Below are 18,100 nucleotides of genomic sequence, written 5' to 3'. Positions count from 1 at the left end.
TCTGCCCTTATCTTGACAAAGGCGGTCAATGGTTTCTTGGTAAATTAGCACCTTATCATGTTCTAATGGCATGGATTTTAGTAACAAACCCTTTTTTATTTTGATGAGAGATTTTATGGAAAACACCATCACCATTTCAGGTCAAATCACCCCAGAAGATGTCAAAACACTGGCAGCACAAGGAGTTAAAACCTTAGTCAATAATCGTCCTGATGGCGAAGAGGCAGGTCAGCCAACCAGTGATGACATCGCCAAAGCCGCCCAAGAACACGGCATCATCTACCGTCATATTCCATTTAGTGGCGGTATGTTAGAGATGCGTCATGTTGAGGAATTTGCCGATTTTTATAACTCAACCGAGCGTCCATTGCACATTTTTTGCCGTTCAGGTAATCGTTCTAGCATCATTTTGCAAGCAGCCCGTGAGCAAGACTTGCTGGACGAAGAATAAAATAGCACATGGCGAAAACCGCCAAAATAAGGTAAAATGGGCAAAGATTATTTGCCCATTTTTTATATCAAAAGTTAAGGTTTATCATGAGTAAAAATATCCCAATCCTAGATGATGTCGCCATCGAAAAGATGAAAATTGCTGGTAAACTGGCCGCAGATGTGCTAGTGATGCTTGATGAACATGTTAAAGCTGGCATCAGCACGGGCGAACTTGATGATTTGGCTCATCACTACATCACCCAAGTGCAAGAGGCGATTCCTGCACCGCTCAATTATAATGGCTTTCCAAAATCCATCTGCACCAGCATTAACCATGTGGTTTGTCATGGCATTCCCGACCATGAACGCATTCTAAAAGATGGCGACATCATCAACATTGATGTTACCGTGATTAAAGATGGCTACTATGGCGATACTTCTAGAATGTGGATTGTTGGCGAGGGCTCTGTGATGGCACAGCGTATCTGCCGTGTCGCCCAAGAGGCTTTGTATGCTGGCATGAAAGTCGTCAAAAACGGTGCTAGACTGGGCGACATTGGTGCAGCCATTCAAGCGGTGGTCGAGCCAGAACGATTTAGCATCGTCAGAGAATTCTGTGGTCATGGCATCGGCGAGACTTTTCACGCCGAACCGCAAGTCTTGCACTATGGTAAAGCTGGCACAGGTGTTGAACTAAAAACAGGCATGGCATTAACCATTGAACCGATGATTAATCAGGGGGTATGGCAAACCAAAGTTATGAAAGACGGCTGGACCGCCATCACCAAAGATCGCAAGCTATCTGCTCAATGGGAACACACCATCATCGTCACTGATGACGGCTGTATCGTCACCACCGCTCGCCCTGACGAAGATTTAAGTTTTTTAAATAGCTAATAAACAGGAAGATGACCATGCCCAATACTTGCTTTGCCACCCTTATTGATACTGCAAACCAGATTGGGCTTGCCATCACGCCATTGCCCACTCAGGCGGACACTGCCCAAATCCGCTCATGGCTTCATCATCTTAATCAAAGCCTGCACTCACACCTATCAGCACTAGGCTTGACAGCAACCAACTGCATCAAGCAAACCATTGACATACGCACACAAGCCATCGATGCCATCTTGGTGCAGCTATATCATCAACATCAGCTGCCTAATACATGTGCATTGCTGGCGGTTGGCGGCTATGGACGAGGTGAACTGTTGCCTGCCTCTGATGTGGATATTTTATTGATTGGTCAAGACATTGACCAGCATCAGTCCAGCATCGAGGCATTTGTTGCCGCTCTTTGGGATATTGGCATCACGCCCGCCATTGCGGTGCGCAATCCTGATGACACCACTCTTGCCATCAAAGACCATACCATTGCCACCGCCCTACTTGAAAGCAGACATTTGACAGGCGATGTACGCTGGCTTGACTTTTGCCAACAAGCCATCAATACCCACTGGCAGTTGGCAAACTTTTGTCGTGTCAAACTTGACGAAAGCAAAGCTCGCTATGTCCTGTACAACGCCACCGAATACAATCTAGAACCCAACATCAAAAATGCCCCTGGTGGTCTAAGAGATATTCACATCATCGGCTGGCTTGCCAAATTTTTGGACAGCGACAAACAGACCGATTTTATTCACGCTGACGAAGCAGCCACCCTCCAAAATGCCCAAGCCTTTTTGTGGTTACTTCGTCATCATCTACACACCATCACAGCTCGTGGCGAAGACCGTCTATTATTTGACCATCAAAAAAGTTTGGTTGCCACACTTGGACTGTGCCAACAAATGCACGACCACCATGCCTTGACAGCCGCCTTAGAAACGCTAATGCGTGAATATTATCGCCACGCCATGCAAGTTGCCGCTCTTAGCGAGCTGCTTTGTGATTATATCAAACAAAATTATCTACCAAGCAATCCTGTCATCACAAAGATTGATGAAGATTTTTGTCAAATCACTGACACAGATGGTCAGTACATCGCCACTTATCAGACGGATATATTTTTTAAAAAACCGCACTATTTATTACAAATATTCTTAATCATGGGCAAACTTGGCATCAAAAAAATCCACGCCAAAACCCTCAGAGCCATCGGTCACGCCTGCCATCTGATTGATGACAATTACCGAAATAACCCTCAACACCAGCAACTTTTTCTTGCCAATCTACAAGAAAATAACTATCTTTTTCATCGACTTCGCCTGATGAAACGCTGTGGCGTATTGGGTGGCTATCTGCCAGCCTTTGTCAAGATTACAGGGCTGATGCAGTACGATTTATTTCATCGCTATACAGTTGATGCTCATACTTTATTACTCATTCGTGTGCTACATCGTTTCTTAGATGATGCTTATGCTGATAAATACGATTTGGTCAGTCAGGTTTATCAAAGCATTCAACGAAAAGATATTTTGGCAATCGCTGCTGTTTTTCATGACATTGCCAAAGGACGAAATGGCGATCACAGTCAGCTTGGGGCGGTTGATGCGGCTTTATTTTGCCAAAGTCACGGCATGAATGACGAAGACACCAACTTCATCACTTGGCTGGTACAAGAGCATTTAACCATGTCCTTGACCGCTCAGAAAAAAGACATTTCAGACCCACAAATCATCGCTGATTTTGCTGAATTTTGTGGCAGTATCACTCGCCTTAACTACCTATATGTGCTGACCGTGGCAGACATGAACGCCACCAACTCTCAGCTTTGGAATAGTTGGCGAGCGTCTTTATTAAAGCAGCTGTACATCAACACTCATCGAGCATTAAGCCTAGGACTTGCCACACTCAACCAAGCCACCGTCATCAAAGACAGACAAGATAAAGCCAAAGAGCTGTTGCCAAACATCGCCGATGACACCCTAGACACACTATGGCAATCTTTTGATGATGAATATTTTTTCAAACAAAAACCAGCCGACATTGCTTGGCAGGCTGACGAGCTTTTGGCTCATCAAGACACCTTGCAAGCTGGCACGCCCATCATTGCCCTAAGACGACATACCGATTTGTCTTTGGGCGGTATTCAGCTGCTTATCTGTTCGCCAGACCAAGAAAACCTATTTGCCAGTACGGTTTGTGCCTTAGACAAGCTGGGGCTTAGCGTGCTTGATGCTAGTATTTTTACCGCCACGCTCAATGGCATTTCCACCGCCCTAGATTCTTATGTCTTGATTGACCGACTGACCAGCACGCACCAACCTGCCCTGCTAGACGACCCACATCGCCAGCAACAGCTCATCACACAACTGATGGACGCTTTACGCCATCAAACCTGCCAAGTGCCATCGGTATTTACCACCGCTTCGTTTAAGCATTTTGCCATACCAACCCAAGTGCATTTTAGCATCGTCAAAACCCTTGCTTATCAAGGCTTGCACCAAATGCAGCTCATCACCAAAGACAGACCATCTCTTTTGGCACAACTTGGGCTGATTTTTCAGACGATGCACATCGAAGTGCATGGAGCTAGAATCACAACTTTGGGCGAGCGAGCTGAGGATATTTTTTATTTAAGTGGCAAGCAAGGCAGAACGCTTGATGAGGATACTTTGGCACAACTAAAAAATCAAATCATTGCAGCTTTGGCGTAATCATCGGTGAACATTGGCAAACTTAGATAGAAATGTTGCACCAAAATCATACGAAATTACTTTGGCTTTTTGTCATTTTTTATGCCACAATATGCCACAATTATTGACAAACAGTCGCCATACACGACCCAAAATAGGGATAATTGTTATGAATAAGAAATTTTATACACTTGGTTTGGCTGGTATTTTATCCAGCATTAGTCTTACTGCCATTGCTGATGACACCATCGACACCATTGGCTTTGATGAAGAAACACCTACCTGTGTCAGTGATATTACCCTGCCTGATGGTGTAGAATTTACTCGCATCTTCCCAGATTGTGGCTATACCGAAGGCTTTGCCCCTGTCAAAAAAGACGGCAAATACGGCTTTGTCAATCAATCGGGCAAGCTCATCATTGATGCCCAGTATCAAGAGACGCACGCATTCAGCGATGGCTTAGCACTCGTCAAAAAAGACGGCAAGTACGGCTTCATCGACAAGACTGGCAAAAGTGTCATCGCCCCAAAATATACAGATGCGTGGGGCTTTTGGGAAGGTCGTGCCAAAATCGCCCAAAATGGTAAATATGGCTTTATCGACAAGACTGGCAAAGTCGTCATCAACCCCATCTATGATGAAGTTGGCGACTGGTTTGAAGATGGATTGGTTGTTGTCAAAACTGGCGGCAAATACGGCTTCATCGACAAGGCTGGCAAAATGCTCATCAAGCCACAGTTTGACCTTGCCAAAGATTTCTCCGAAGGGCGTGCTGTTGTCGCCAACAAAACAGGTAAGACCAACGCCGAAGGTCGTCCTCTCTACCGCTATGGCTTCATTGATAAGTCAGGCAAAGTCGTGATTGAGATGCGTTATGATTTGGCAGAAGACTTCGTCAAAGGAGCAGCATTTGTCATCGATGGACAGCAGATTTATTTCATTGATAAAGACGGCAAACCAACCCAAATGCCTGATTATTACTGATTGTTCTTGTGCGATTGGCAAAGTTTTGCTATAATCGAAAAACCTTGGGGATGTTCTGGCTTCGACGCTGGTAATGAAACTCAATGGTGCATGTCAAGAGTGTATGCCTCTTGTAAATTAACATACATTTAAAATAGTCGCAAACGACGAAACTTACGCACTAGCAGCCTAAGGGCAGCTTGGGACGGCACAGATTGCCTTTGGTCTGGTTGCTCTCCCCGATGCGAACGCACAAAGGATAGCTTAGCTTGGCGTTGCGACAAGCTGGGCGAAACTCTTAGCAAATCGTCCAATCCATCCTGACTGTCGGTTCGGTGCGGATTAAAGCCATAGACAGATTCTAAACATGTAGAGCCATGAGCGTAGTGCTGGCGGACGCGGGTTCAACTCCCGCCATCTCCACCACATATCTCAATCAAAGAAACTTAAAGTTAATCAAACCAAAACCCCTTGGAAATATTAGATTTCAAGGGGTTTTTGTTGTACAATTTGCCCCATAACCCCTCAATATCACACGCTCAGATAATTTTGCTTATGCCAACCAACAACACACCAAAAGCACCCAAGCCTATACCACGACCTACCATAGTCTTTTTTGACATCGATGATACTTTGTTCATCAAAGACAGCAACAGCATACCCAAGACCCTGATACCAGCCCTGTCTTCGCTCAAAGCTGCTGGCACGATGATTGCCATCGCCACAGAGCGTAGCATTGGTGTGATTCCACCCATCATCAAAACCCTGATTGAGCAAGTCGGTATTGAGTTAATTTTGAGCATCAATGGGCAGTATAACCAATATCAAGGCAACAAATTTTTGGATTTTCCATTATCCCCCACTGACATTCATCATACCATCACTGAGCTAACGACCAAAGGCATCACGCACGCCTGCATGACCAAAGACACCATCTACACCTTTGGCGATGATGACAATCTACGCACCGCCCTATCCTCTTTGCACATTGGCTATGTGCCAAGTAAACATGATTCATTTGATTGGCAACAACCCATCTATCAGATATTGGGATTTTTTGGCGACAAAGACACATCGCCTACCTTACCAACTCATCTAAAAACCGTACGCTGGCATGATGTGGCGGTGGATATTTTGTCACAATCAGCCTCTAAGGCTCGTGCCATTGCGGCAGTGCTTACCCACTTGGGCATAGATGCCAGCCAAGCAGCAGCATTTGGCGATCCAAGAAATGATTCAACTGGTTGGTACCGGCGTAGCCATGGGCAATGCTCACCCCACCCTAAAAGCGATGGCTGATTTTGTCTGCCTAAGACACGATGAAGATGGCATCGCTCATGCTTTATCTGATTTTGGTTGGATTTAAAAAAATGGCTGGAAATCAATCCAGCCATCTTATTTGTCATTCGATACGCCGCATCAACGCATTGTCACAAACTCTTCACTGCCTGTGGGGTGAATGGCAACCGTATTATCAAAATCAGCCTTAGTTGCACCCATCTTAATCGCCACCGCAAAGCCTTGAATCATCTCATCAACACCAAAGCCAATGCCATGCAAGCCAACAATTTTTTCATCATCACCCACACAGACCAGTTTCATACGACAAGGCTGACGATGGCTAGTCACTGCACTATACATGGGCGTGAATGAAGATTTGTACACTTTGACCTTATCAGCACCATATTGCTCAATGGCTTTTGGTTCACTAAGTCCAATCGTGCCAATAGGCGGGTGACTAAATACCACCGTTGGCACAAGCTGATAATCCAAATGTTCGTTCGGCTTATTATTAAATAGGCGTTCAGACAAACGACGACCTGCCGCCACCGCCACAGGAGTTAGCTCAATACCGCCTTCAATGATGTCGCCAACGGCATAAATGTTTGGCACATTGGTGTTTTGGAATTTATCAACTTTGATAAAACCACGCTCATTGGTTTCAACGCCCGCTGCTGACAAATTGATGACATCAGTGGCAGGTTGTCGGCCAATCGCCCAAATCAAACAATCCACTTTCTGCTCTCTGCCATCAGCAAGTTTCACGGTTAGACTGCCATCATCATTTTTGATGATTTCTTGTGGGTTGGCTTGTGTATGCAGATGAATGCCATCTTGCTCAATCACTTCCAACAAGGTTTCAACAATCAGTGGGTCAAAGTTACGCAACGGGGCGTGCTGGCGGACAAATAAATGTGTATCCACACCAAAACTATTCAACACACCAGCCAATTCAATGGCGATATAGCCTGCACCAACCACCGCCACTCGTTTTGGCAACTGTTGTAATTCAAAAACGCCATCAGAATCAATGCCATACTCCGCCCCTTTGATGTCTGGACGGCTTGGGCGACCACCTGTGGCAATCAAGATATGGTCGGCACTGACACGCTGGCTTTGACCATCATCAAAAGTCACTTCAACAGTCTTGGCATCGATGAATTTGGCAAACCCACGAATCACATCGACATTGTTTTTGCCCAAAACCGTTTCATAAGAAGTGTGAATACGGTCAATGTAAGCCTGACGACTTTCGACCAATTTGCCAAAATCAAACTCATTCACCGTCACATCAAACCCGTAATCAGGAGCGTACAGTTTGATGGCTTCGGCAATTTGAGCACCATGCCACATCACTTTTTTTGGCACGCAGCCAACATTCACGCAAGTACCGCCCAAATGCTTAGCCTCAATGATGGCACATTTTTTGCCATAGCTTGCTGCACGGTTGATGGAGGCGATACCACCACTACCACCACCGATGGCGATATAATCATAATGCTTGGTCGTCATTTTATTCTCCGTTCTTATCAAAAATTTGTTCTATTGTAGCACAACCTACCGACAAACCAAGCAATTTCCCATCATCTTGGAACGATTTGACGGCATTTTGGATATTTTTATAATAAAAAAACCGTCAGCACTCACTGACGGCTTTTTTGGATAGAAAAAAATCAGAACAACACACGCACACGAATTGTTTCAGGCACGGCACGCAAACGAGCCAATGCTTTTTCAGAATCATTGTCATCAACATCCATCACCAAATAACCCACATCGCCTTTGGTCATCAATGATTGAGCGGCGATATTGATGCCAGCATCAGCAAATGAGGCGTTAATTTGCGATAGCACACCTGGTACATTGCGATGAATGTGTAGCAAGCGGTGCGTGTTATCAGCAAACGGAATAGACACATTAGGGAAATTGACGCTACTGGTGGTATCGCCCTGATCTGAATAGCGGACGAATTTTTCAGCAACTTCCAAACCAATATTTGCCTGAGCTTCTTGGGTTGAGCCACCAATGTGCGGTGTCAAAATCACATTATCAAACTCACGCAAGACTGATTCGAATTCTTCATCAGCAGATTTTGGTTCTTTTGGGAACACATCAATGGCAGCACCTAGCAGTTTACCTGCACGCAATGCCTCTGCCAATGCCTCAATGTCCACGCAGCCACCACGAGCAGCGTTAATGAAAAATGAGCCTTGTTTCATCTGGGCAAATTCTTTGGCGGTCATCATGTTGCGAGTGCTTGGCAAATCAGGCACATGCAAAGTAACAATATCTGCTTTGGCAAGTAATTCTTCTAGGCTACCCACCTGAACAGCATTACCCAAAGGCAGCTTAGTCACAGCATCGTGATAGATGACTTTCATGCCAAGACCTTCGGCAAGCACAGAAAGCTGTGAGCCAATAGAGCCATAGCCAACGATACCCATCACCTTGCCACGCACCTCAAAACTGTCTTTGGCAGACTTATTCCAACCACCACGATGCACCACCGCATTTTTTTGTGGAATGCCACGCATGAGCATGATGGTCTCAGCAAGCACCAGCTCCGCCACTGAGCGAGTGTTAGAATACGGTGCATTAAACACAGGAATGCCCAGCTCCAATGCTGCTTCCAAATCCACTTGGTTGGTGCCAATACAAAAACAGCCAATGGCAATGAGCTTTTCTGCCTTTTCAAGCACTTGGCGGGTCAGTTGAGTGCGAGAACGAATACCAACAAAATGAGCATCTTTGATTTTTTCAATCAACTCCGCCTCATCAAGAGCAGATTTGATATACTCAATGTTGGTATAGCCTGCTTCGTTGAGTACTTTTAAGGCATTGTCATGCACACCTTCCAATAACAAAAAACGAATTTTGTCTTTTTGTAGAGATAAAGTCATCAGTCATCCTATCCGCAAGTCTAAAAAAAGAGTTTATAGTTATACACCGAATGCAGCAATTTTGCAATATTTGGGTATATTTTTACCAATAAATTTCAAAAAAGTACGATAAATCATCATGCCAATGACAAAAAAGCCCATCATGACGATGGGCTTTTTGGCTGATTATTCTTGGTTACCCAATTCATCAGCAAAGGCTTTGGCAAAGTTTTCTTCAACGCTTGGCATGCCATCAGACAGTACAGACTCAGTTGCCAATAAGTCCTGTACTGCTGCCGATTCTTGGGCAGCGGCTTTTTCTGCTTTGCGTTGGCGAGATTGATGATAAGCCAAACCAGTACCTGCTGGGATTAGGCGACCTACCACGACATTCTCTTTTAGACCGCTTAGCTCATCGACTTTACCCATCACGGCTGCCGCTGTCAAGACACGAGTGGTCTCTTGGAATGACGCTGCCGAGATGAAGCTTTCGGTGGCAAGCGATGCTTTGGTAATACCAAGTAGCTGGCGTTCGAATTGAACTGGGAACTTATTATTTTTGACAAGCTCTTCATTCAATAGACGAATCTTCGAGTACTCAGCTTGGTCGCCTTTAAAGTAGCTAGAATCGCCACCGTCAGTGATTTCAACTTTGCGAAGCATCTGACGAACAATAACTTCGATGTGCTTATCGTTAATTTTTACGCCTTGTAAGCGATAAACTTCTTGCACTTCATTGACGATATAATTTGCCAATGCTGTTTCGCCTTTAAGACGCAAGATGTCATGCGGGTTTTGTGGGCCGTCAGAAATAACCTCGCCACGCTCAACGGTTTCGCCTTCAAACACGTTGATTTGACGCCATTTTGGAATCAACTCCTCATGAACATCGCCATCTTCATTAGTGATGATGAAACGGTTCTTGCCTTTGGTTTCTTTACCAAATGACACCACACCGCTCATCTCTGCCATGATGGCGTGGTCTTTTGGACGACGAGCTTCGAACAAGTCAGCAACTCGTGGCAGACCACCGGTAATATCTTTGGTACCAGAAGTAGCCTGAGGCACACGACCCAAGACCGAACCTGCGGTAACATACTCGCCCTCGCTGACACGAATGACGGTGTCGCTTGGCAAGAAATACACCACTTCTTTGCCTGCATCTGTATCCAAGATAATCGCTGGACGCAAATCTTTGGCAATGCTTGGACGGTCTTTACTTGCCAAGATTTCAAATGAGCTAACACCAGTCATCTCATCGACCTTGACGGTTGCTGTCATGCCATCTGTGATGTCGCTAAAACGAGCCGTACCAGCAAATTCGGTGATGATTGGGTGGGTATGCGGATCCCACTTGGCAATCACTTGACCTGCTTCAACGCTGTCGCCATCACGCACCAATATACTAGAACCATAAGGCACTTTATAGCGTTCACGCTCACGACCTTGACCATCTGCCACACCAATCTCAGCAGAACGAGAAACGATGACCAAATGACCATCAGCATGTTCTACGGTTTTCATGTTGTGGAAACGCACCGAACCAGCATTGCCCACAGAAACGCTGTTGTCCACAGAAGTCGCCGATGCTGCACCACCCACGTGGAAAGTACGCATCGTCAGCTGAGTACCTGGCTCACCAATAGATTGTGCTGCCATGACACCCACTGATTCGCCAATATTCACCAAGTGACCACGAGCCAAGTCACGACCGTAGCACTTAGCACATACCCCTTGTGTTGATTCACAAGTGATGACCGAACGAACAAAGACCTCATCGATGGCATTAGCATCTAGCTTCTCAACCAAACGCTCATCAATCAAAGTGCCAGCAGCGACAATCACTTCGCCAGCTTGATTAACGACATCTTTGGCAGCCACACGACCAAGCACTCGGTCGCCCAAGCGTTCCACGATTTCGCCACCATCAATCACAGGGGTCATCAACTGACCTGCTTCTGTGCCACAGTCATCTTGAGTGATGACCAAATCTTGTGCCACATCAACCAAACGACGAGTTAGATAACCAGAGTTTGCGGTTTTTAGGGCGGTATCGGCAAGACCTTTACGAGCACCGTGCGTTGAGATGAAGTATTGAAGTACCGTCAAACCTTCACGGAAGTTTGCTTTAATCGGTGTTTCAATAATCGAACCGTCTGGTTTTGCCATCAAGCCACGCATACCAGCAAGCTGACGAATCTGTGTAGCACTACCACGAGCACCAGAATCCGCCATCATATAGATGGAGTTGAATGATTTTTGGCTTTCAAGTTCGCCATCAGCATTCATCACTTCATCGGTAGATAGGTTTTCCATCATCGCATTGGCGATTTTGTCAGAGGTACGAGACCAGATATCAACCACTTTGTTGTAGCGTTCGCCAGCGGTCACATAGCCAGATTCGAATTGTTTTTCGATATCACGCACTTCGGCATCGGCAGCATCTACGATTTCTTTTTTGGTTGGTGGAATGACCATGTCTTCCATACCAATAGAAATGCCTGACAAAGTCGCTTGGGCAAAACCTAAGTACATCAGATGGTCGGCAAATAATACCGATTCTTTAACACCAAGTTTACGATAGCATGAGTTTAATAGTTTTGAGATGTTTTTCTTGGTCATCTCAGTATTACACTCGCTAAACGCCATGCCTTCTGGCATGATGTTCCAAATCAGCAGACGACCTGCAACCGTGTCTTTGATTTCGGTTTTGGTGACTTTTTCGCCAGTTTTTTCGTCCAAAATGGTCTCAGTAACACGCACTTTGATTTTGGCATTGACTGACAAGTCATCAGAACCGATGGCACGAAGTGCTTCATTGACGGTACTAAATACCATGCCCTCGCCTTTGGCATTGATATGGCTACGGCTGATATAGTACAAACCAAGCACGACGTCCTGAGATGGTACGATGATTGGCTCACCATTAGCAGGAGATAGAATGTTGTTGGTGGACATCATCAAGGCACGAGCTTCTAGCTGTGCTTCTAGGGTCAAAGGCACATGCACCGCCATTTGGTCACCGTCAAAGTCGGCGTTAAATGCCGCACAGACAAGTGGGTGTAACTGAATGGCTTTACCTTCAATCAATACAGGCTCAAATGCTTGCAAGCCCAAACGGTGCAGTGTTGGAGCACGGTTTAGTAGCACTGGATGTTCACGAATCACGCTGGCGAGCATGTCCCAAACGGCAGGCTCTTCTCGCTCAACCATCTTTTTAGCAGCCTTGATGGTGCTAGCGATGTTGTTTTGTAGCAATTTAGCATAAGTGAATGGCTTAAATAGCTCCAACGCCATTTTCTTTGGCAAACCACATTGATGAAGACGCAATGTTGGACCCACCACGATGACCGAACGACCAGAGTAGTCCACACGCTTACCCAATAGGTTTTGACGGAAACGACCTTGTTTACCTTTAATCATGTCCGCCAAAGATTTTAATGGACGCTTATTGGAGCCTGTGATGGCACGACCACGACGACCATTGTCAAGCAGGGCATCAACCGCTTCTTGCAACATACGCTTTTCGTTACGCACGATGATGTCAGGGGCGTTTAGCTCCAAAAGACGCTTCAAACGGTTATTACGGTTGATGACACGGCGGTACAAGTCGTTCAAATCCGATGTCGCAAAACGACCACCTTCCAGTGGCACCAGCGGACGCAAATCAGGTGGCAATACAGGCAATACTGTCATCACCATCCATTCAGGCTTGTTGCCAGAATCACGGAAAGATTCTAGTAGCTGCAAGCGTTTTGACATCTTTTTAAGCTTGGTTTCTGAGCTGGTTTGTGGAATTGACAAACGAAGTTCATCAATCTCACCATCAACATCGATGTCTCTAAGCAAGTCTTGAACCGCTTCTGCACCCATCTTGGCAACAAACTCATCGCCATACTGCTCTAATGCGGTGAAATATTCTTCATCATCAAGCAGCTGATATTTTTCAAGGCTGGTCATGCCAGGGTCGGTCACGATGTAGCTTTCAAAATAAAGCACTCGCTCAATGTCACGCAAAGTGATGTCAAGCAATAAACCGATACGGCTTGGCAAAGATTTTAAAAACCAAATATGAGCCACAGGCGATGCAAGCTCAATATGACCCATGCGGTCACGACGAACTTTGGCAGCAGTAACCTCTACACCACACTTCTCACAGATGATGCCTTGAAACTTACGGCGTTTGTATTTGCCACATAGACATTCAAAATCCTTAACAGGTCCAAAGATTTTGGCACAAAACAGACCATCACGCTCAGGTTTAAAGGTACGGTAGTTAATGGTTTCAGGCTTTTTAACTTCGCCATGCGACCAAGATTTAATCGCTTCTGGTGATGCCAATGAGATTTGAATGCTGTCAAACTCACGAGTACCACTGTCCGCAGGACCTTTCATGATATCTAATAAATCTTTCAAAGGAATTCTCCACTTAATTCGTTATCGTTGCTTGCCCAAATGCCTATTCATCTGGGCAAAATTATCCAATATCAGCTTATTTTTTCTCTTTTAAGTCAATATTGATACCCAACGAACGAATTTCTTTTGTTAGTACATTGAATGATTCTGGCATACCAGGATTCATGTATTGCTCGCCATCGACAATGTTCTTATACATGCGAGTACGACCCTCGACATCGTCCGACTTGACAGTCAGCATTTCTTGTAGCGTGTAGGTTGCACCATACGCTTCCAATGCCCAGACTTCCATCTCACCGAAACGCTGACCACCAAATTGAGCTTTACCACCCAATGGTTGCTGTGTTACAAGACTGTACGAACCAGTTGAACGAGCGTGCATCTTATCATCAACCAAGTGGTTCAATTTGAGCATATACATGTAGCCAACAGTCACAGGACGGTCAAATTTCTTACCCGTGCGACCATCGTACAAGGTTTGCTGACCTGTGGTTGATAGACCTGCCAAGCTGAGCAATTCTTTGATTTGGGTTTCTTTGGCACCATCAAATACCGCTGTACCCATTGGCACGCCATCTTTTAGATTTTTGGCAAGTGCCAGCAAATCTTCATCAGACAAGCTATCCAAATCCACCTGCTCGCCGCCAACTTTGTTATAAATCTTATCCAAGAATTCACGCAGTTCAGCGATGCTTGCTTGGGCTCTTAACATACCGTTAATTTTGTCGCCCAAACCTTTGGCAGCCATACCCAAGTGAGTTTCTAGCACCTGACCAATGTTCATACGAGATGGTACGCCCAATGGGTTTAATACGATGTCCACAGGGTTGCCGTTTTCGTCATAAGGCATGTCTTCTACTGGCATGATACGAGAGACAACACCCTTGTTACCATGGCGACCTGCCATCTTATCGCCAGGCTGAATGCGGCGTTTGACCGCCAAATAGACCTTCACGATTTTTTGGACACCATGTGCCAAGTCATCGCCTTGGGTTAGTTTGCGTTTTTTCTCAGCAAACTTATTGTCGATGTCTTTTTGTTTATCGCTCAAAAATTCAGCGATTTGACCCAAGCGTTCTGATACTTCTTCTTCGGCTGGTTGAATGTCCAATAGATTTTCTAATGACAGATTTTCAATGTCTGCCAAAGATAACACCGTACCTGCCTTAAAGCCTGCACCACCACTGACTTTTTTGCCATCAAGCAAAGTCAAGATACGACCACGAGCCGCTGCTTCAAAGATGTTCAATTCTTCTTTTAAGTCTTTGCGATAGCTATCCAACATGGCTTTTTCGATGGATTTAGCACGGCTGTCTTTCTCCAAACCATCACGAGTAAAGACCTGTACATCAATCACTGTGCCTTTGGTAGATGATGGCACACGCAAAGAAGTGTCTTTAACATCGGCAGCTTTTTCACCAAAGATGGCACGAAGTAGCTTTTCTTCTGGGGTAAGCTGGCTTTCGCCTTTTGGTGTAACTTTACCCACCAAAATATCGCCTGCATCAACCTCAGCACCGATATAAACGATACCTGCTTCATCAAGATTGGCAAGAGCTGCCTCACCAACATTAGGAATATCGCCTGTGATTTCCTCTGGGCCTAGCTTAGTGTCTCGTGCCACACAAGTCAGCTCTTGGATATGAATGGTGGTAAAGCGATCTTCTTGAACCACTCGCTCAGAAAGCAAGATAGAGTCCTCAAAGTTATAACCATTCCAAGGCATGAAAGCAACACGCATGTTCTGACCAAGTGCCAATTCGCCCAAGTCAGTTGATGGACCATCTGCCAAAATATCGCCACGAGCAATCTGATCGCCTTCATTGACAATCACTCGTTGGTTGATACAAGTGTTCTGGTTAGAGCGGGTGTATTTGATGAGATTGTAAATATCAATACCTGCTTCGCCTGCGGTCATCTCATCTTCATTCACACGCACGATGATGCGGCTTGCGTCCACTTCCTCAATGATACCGCCACGCTTAGCGACCACACAGACACCAGAGTCTCTTGCCACATGGCGTTCCATGCCCGTACCAACAAGCGGCTTATCCGAACGCAAAGTCGGAACGGCTTGTCGTTGCATGTTTGAACCCATCAATGCACGGTTTGCGTCATCGTGTTCCAGGAATGGAATCAATGACGCCGCCACTGATACAACTTGGCGTGGCGATACATCCATGTGCGTTACTTTATCGGCAGCCATACGCACCGATTCGCCTTGATAACGCACCATGACCATCTCTTCGGTCAGCTCGCCACGCTCATTCATTGGCGAGTCTGCTTGTGCGATGATAGCACCCACTTCTTCAATGGCTGACATATACTCGATGTCATCTGTTACCTTGCCATCAACAACACGGCGATAAGGGGTTTCCAAGAAGCCAAAATTATTGGTCTTAGCAAATACCGCCAATGAGTTAATCAAACCAATGTTTGGACCTTCTGGTGTCTCAATCGGGCACACACGACCATAATGCGTGGTATGAACATCTCGCACCTCAAAACCAGCACGCTCACGAGTCAAACCACCAGGGCCAAGTGCTGATACACGGCGTTTGTGAGTGATTTCTGATAGCGGGTTGTTTTGGTCCATGAATTGTGACAACTGTGACGAACCAAAGAACTCTTTAATTGCTGCTGCCACAGGCTTAGAATTGATTAAATCTTGTGGCGACAAGCTGTCTGATTCAGCCATCGTCAAGCGTTCTTTCACCGCACGCTCAACACGAGCCAATCCAATGCGGAATTGGTTTTCGGTCATCTCGCCCACGCTACGGATACGGCGGTTACCCAGATGGTCAATATCATCAACTTCGCCACGACCGTTACGAATCTCGATTAGTTCTTTTAGCACATCAACGATGTCTTGATTTGACAATACACCTTGCTCTCGTTGCACTTCAATGTCATCGCTGTCAATGAATTCACGACCCAAACGGCGATTAAATTTCATACGACCAACATTGGACAAATCATAGCGTTCTTGGCTAAAGAACATGGATTCAAACAATTTTTCAGCAGTGTCTAGCGTTGGTGGCTCGCCTGGACGCATGACTTTATAGATTTCAATCAACGCCTCTTCACGAGTCAATACAGTGTCTGCACGTAATGTGTCAGCAATGAACGAGCCGTGATCGATGTCATTGGTAAATAGAATCTTAAATGACTTCACATCATGCTCAGCCAATTTAACCAAAGTCTCATGATCAATCAGCGTATTGGCACGCACAATCACTTCGTCATTCACCACAACATCTTCGCCAATAATGCGTTCATATAGATACTCATCAGGCACAGCAAGTTTGGTCATGCCAGACTCGATGATTTGCTTGATGCGGCGAGCATTGATACGCTGTCCTTGTTCAACCAATACTTTGCCGTCTGGCGAGATGATGTCAAATTGAGCCATCTCGCCTTTTAAGCGGTCAGCAACCAATTCGATTTCAAACGATTCTTCGCCTTTAAATACTTCAATTTTTTCAAAAAATGCGTCCAAAATCTGTTCGGTATTCATGCCGATGGCACGCAAAATGATGGTAGCAAGCAACTTACGGCGACGGTCGATACGGGCATAAACCAAATCTTTGACATCAAATTCAAAGTCAAGCCAAGAACCACGATATGGAATGATGCGTGCGTTGTATAGCACCTTGCCACTAGAATGAGATTTACCTTTGTCGTGGTCAAAGAACACACCAGGAGAACGATGCAACTGCGATACAATCACACGCTCTGTACCATTGATGATGAAAGTACCATTGTCTGTCATCAAAGGGATTTCGCCCATATAGACGCTTTGCTCGCGCACATCTTTGATGGCGGTTTTGTTTTCTTTATCACGAATGACTAGGCGAATTTTAACACGCAATGGTGCAGCAAAAGTCGAACCACGCATGATGCATTCACGCTCATCGAACTCAGGCTCGCCTAAATAGTATTCGACAAACTGCAACTCGGCATTGCCAGAATGACTTTCAATCGGAAAGATGGATGAAAAAGCCGCTTGCAAGCCAACATTTGCACGAGCTTTTGGTTTTTTATGCTCTTGCAAAAATTGCTTATAAGAATCCACTTGGATGGCAAGCAGATACGGCACATCCATGACATCTGGAAGCCTTGAAAAACTTTTACGAATGCGTTTCTTTTCGGTATAAGAATATGCCATTAAGATTCCTTAGGTTGATTTACCATCGTGTCGTCAAAAAACAAACACCGCCCAGAATTGTAAGCAATTTTACAATTCTTCTTAAAAATAAAACTGATTTGTGACTGAATCACAAAATATGCACCCAATTTAACCTTTAAAAGCACAAAACTCGCCAAATTCAAGCCTACAAATACGACAAAACGCCAAACACTGCTGCCAATGTTTAGCTTATTTATTAAGATTATTTTGTCAATTTAGCTTGCATGGGTGCGTTTGTCCTTTTAAGATGCTTTGCCAGCTTAGCAATGCAAAAGGTCAAATACTAGATTATAATAAAAAAAAGCCAATAATGCAAGAACATTATTGGCTTTTGAGCATCTTTTTGAATTGGCAATTAAGC

At 45.2% G+C, this 18,100-nt stretch carries 8 protein-coding genes, 1 other RNA gene and 1 pseudogene; 6 read left to right on the top strand and 4 right to left on the bottom strand.

Going from position 1 to position 18,100, the window contains the following annotated elements; all coding sequences use genetic code 11:
• Positions 1 to 115: 115 nt before the first annotated feature.
• The 6 genes and pseudogenes from LU297_RS06375 (at position 116) to LU297_RS06350 (ending at position 6,340) form a co-directional block, all read left to right on the top strand.
• Complete coding sequence (locus LU297_RS06375) at positions 116 to 451, top strand: protein tyrosine phosphatase family protein (RefSeq protein ID WP_263075718.1); 336 nt, start codon at positions 116 to 118, stop codon at positions 449 to 451.
• Positions 452 to 537: 86 nt separating this feature from the next.
• Positions 538 to 1,329, top strand: a complete 792-nt coding sequence (gene map / locus LU297_RS06370; RefSeq protein ID WP_263075717.1) for a type I methionyl aminopeptidase — start codon at positions 538 to 540, stop codon at positions 1,327 to 1,329.
• A 17-nt stretch (positions 1,330 to 1,346) separates the two neighbouring features.
• Positions 1,347 to 4,031, top strand: coding sequence for a [protein-PII] uridylyltransferase (gene glnD, locus LU297_RS06365; RefSeq protein WP_263075716.1), 2,685 nt, complete (start codon positions 1,347 to 1,349; stop codon positions 4,029 to 4,031).
• A 148-nt stretch (positions 4,032 to 4,179) separates the two neighbouring features.
• Positions 4,180 to 4,995 (top strand): WG repeat-containing protein, encoded by an 816-nt coding sequence (locus LU297_RS06360; protein ID WP_263075715.1) that lies wholly within the window; start codon positions 4,180 to 4,182, stop codon positions 4,993 to 4,995.
• A 46-nt stretch (positions 4,996 to 5,041) separates the two neighbouring features.
• Positions 5,042 to 5,400: a transfer-messenger RNA gene (ssrA, locus tag LU297_RS06355) on the top strand.
• Between the two features lie 129 nt (positions 5,401 to 5,529).
• Positions 5,530 to 6,340 (top strand): annotated as a pseudogene (locus LU297_RS06350) (HAD hydrolase family protein).
• Positions 6,341 to 6,393: 53 nt separating this feature from the next.
• On the opposite strand, the gene gorA reads toward LU297_RS06350, so the two are convergent.
• The 4 genes from gorA to rpoB form a co-directional block, all read right to left on the bottom strand.
• Positions 6,394 to 7,767 carry a glutathione-disulfide reductase gene (gene gorA / locus LU297_RS06345; protein WP_263075714.1) on the bottom strand — a complete coding sequence of 458 codons (1,374 nt, stop codon included), beginning with the start codon at positions 7,765 to 7,767 and terminating at the stop codon, positions 6,394 to 6,396.
• Positions 7,768 to 7,928: 161 nt separating this feature from the next.
• Positions 7,929 to 9,155 carry a phosphoglycerate dehydrogenase gene (gene serA / locus LU297_RS06340; protein WP_263075713.1) on the bottom strand — a complete coding sequence of 409 codons (1,227 nt, stop codon included), beginning with the start codon at positions 9,153 to 9,155 and terminating at the stop codon, positions 7,929 to 7,931.
• 165 nt (positions 9,156 to 9,320) lie between these two features.
• Positions 9,321 to 13,550 carry a DNA-directed RNA polymerase subunit beta' gene (gene rpoC / locus LU297_RS06335; protein ID WP_263075712.1) on the bottom strand — a complete coding sequence of 1,410 codons (4,230 nt, stop codon included), beginning with the start codon at positions 13,548 to 13,550 and terminating at the stop codon, positions 9,321 to 9,323.
• A gap of 76 nt (positions 13,551 to 13,626) precedes the next feature.
• The gene (gene rpoB, locus LU297_RS06330; protein WP_263075711.1) at positions 13,627 to 17,718 is read right to left on the bottom strand and encodes a DNA-directed RNA polymerase subunit beta; all 4,092 of its coding nucleotides are present in this window, start codon (positions 17,716 to 17,718) and stop codon (positions 13,627 to 13,629) included.
• Between the last annotated feature and the right edge of the window lie 382 nt (positions 17,719 to 18,100).

The organism is Moraxella nasicaprae (genome assembly GCF_025643275.1).
Lineage (GTDB): Bacteria > Pseudomonadota > Gammaproteobacteria > Pseudomonadales > Moraxellaceae > Moraxella > Moraxella nasicaprae.
The sequence above is the reverse complement of the archived record's forward strand: the minus strand, read 5'-3'. Positions and strand labels throughout refer to the sequence as shown.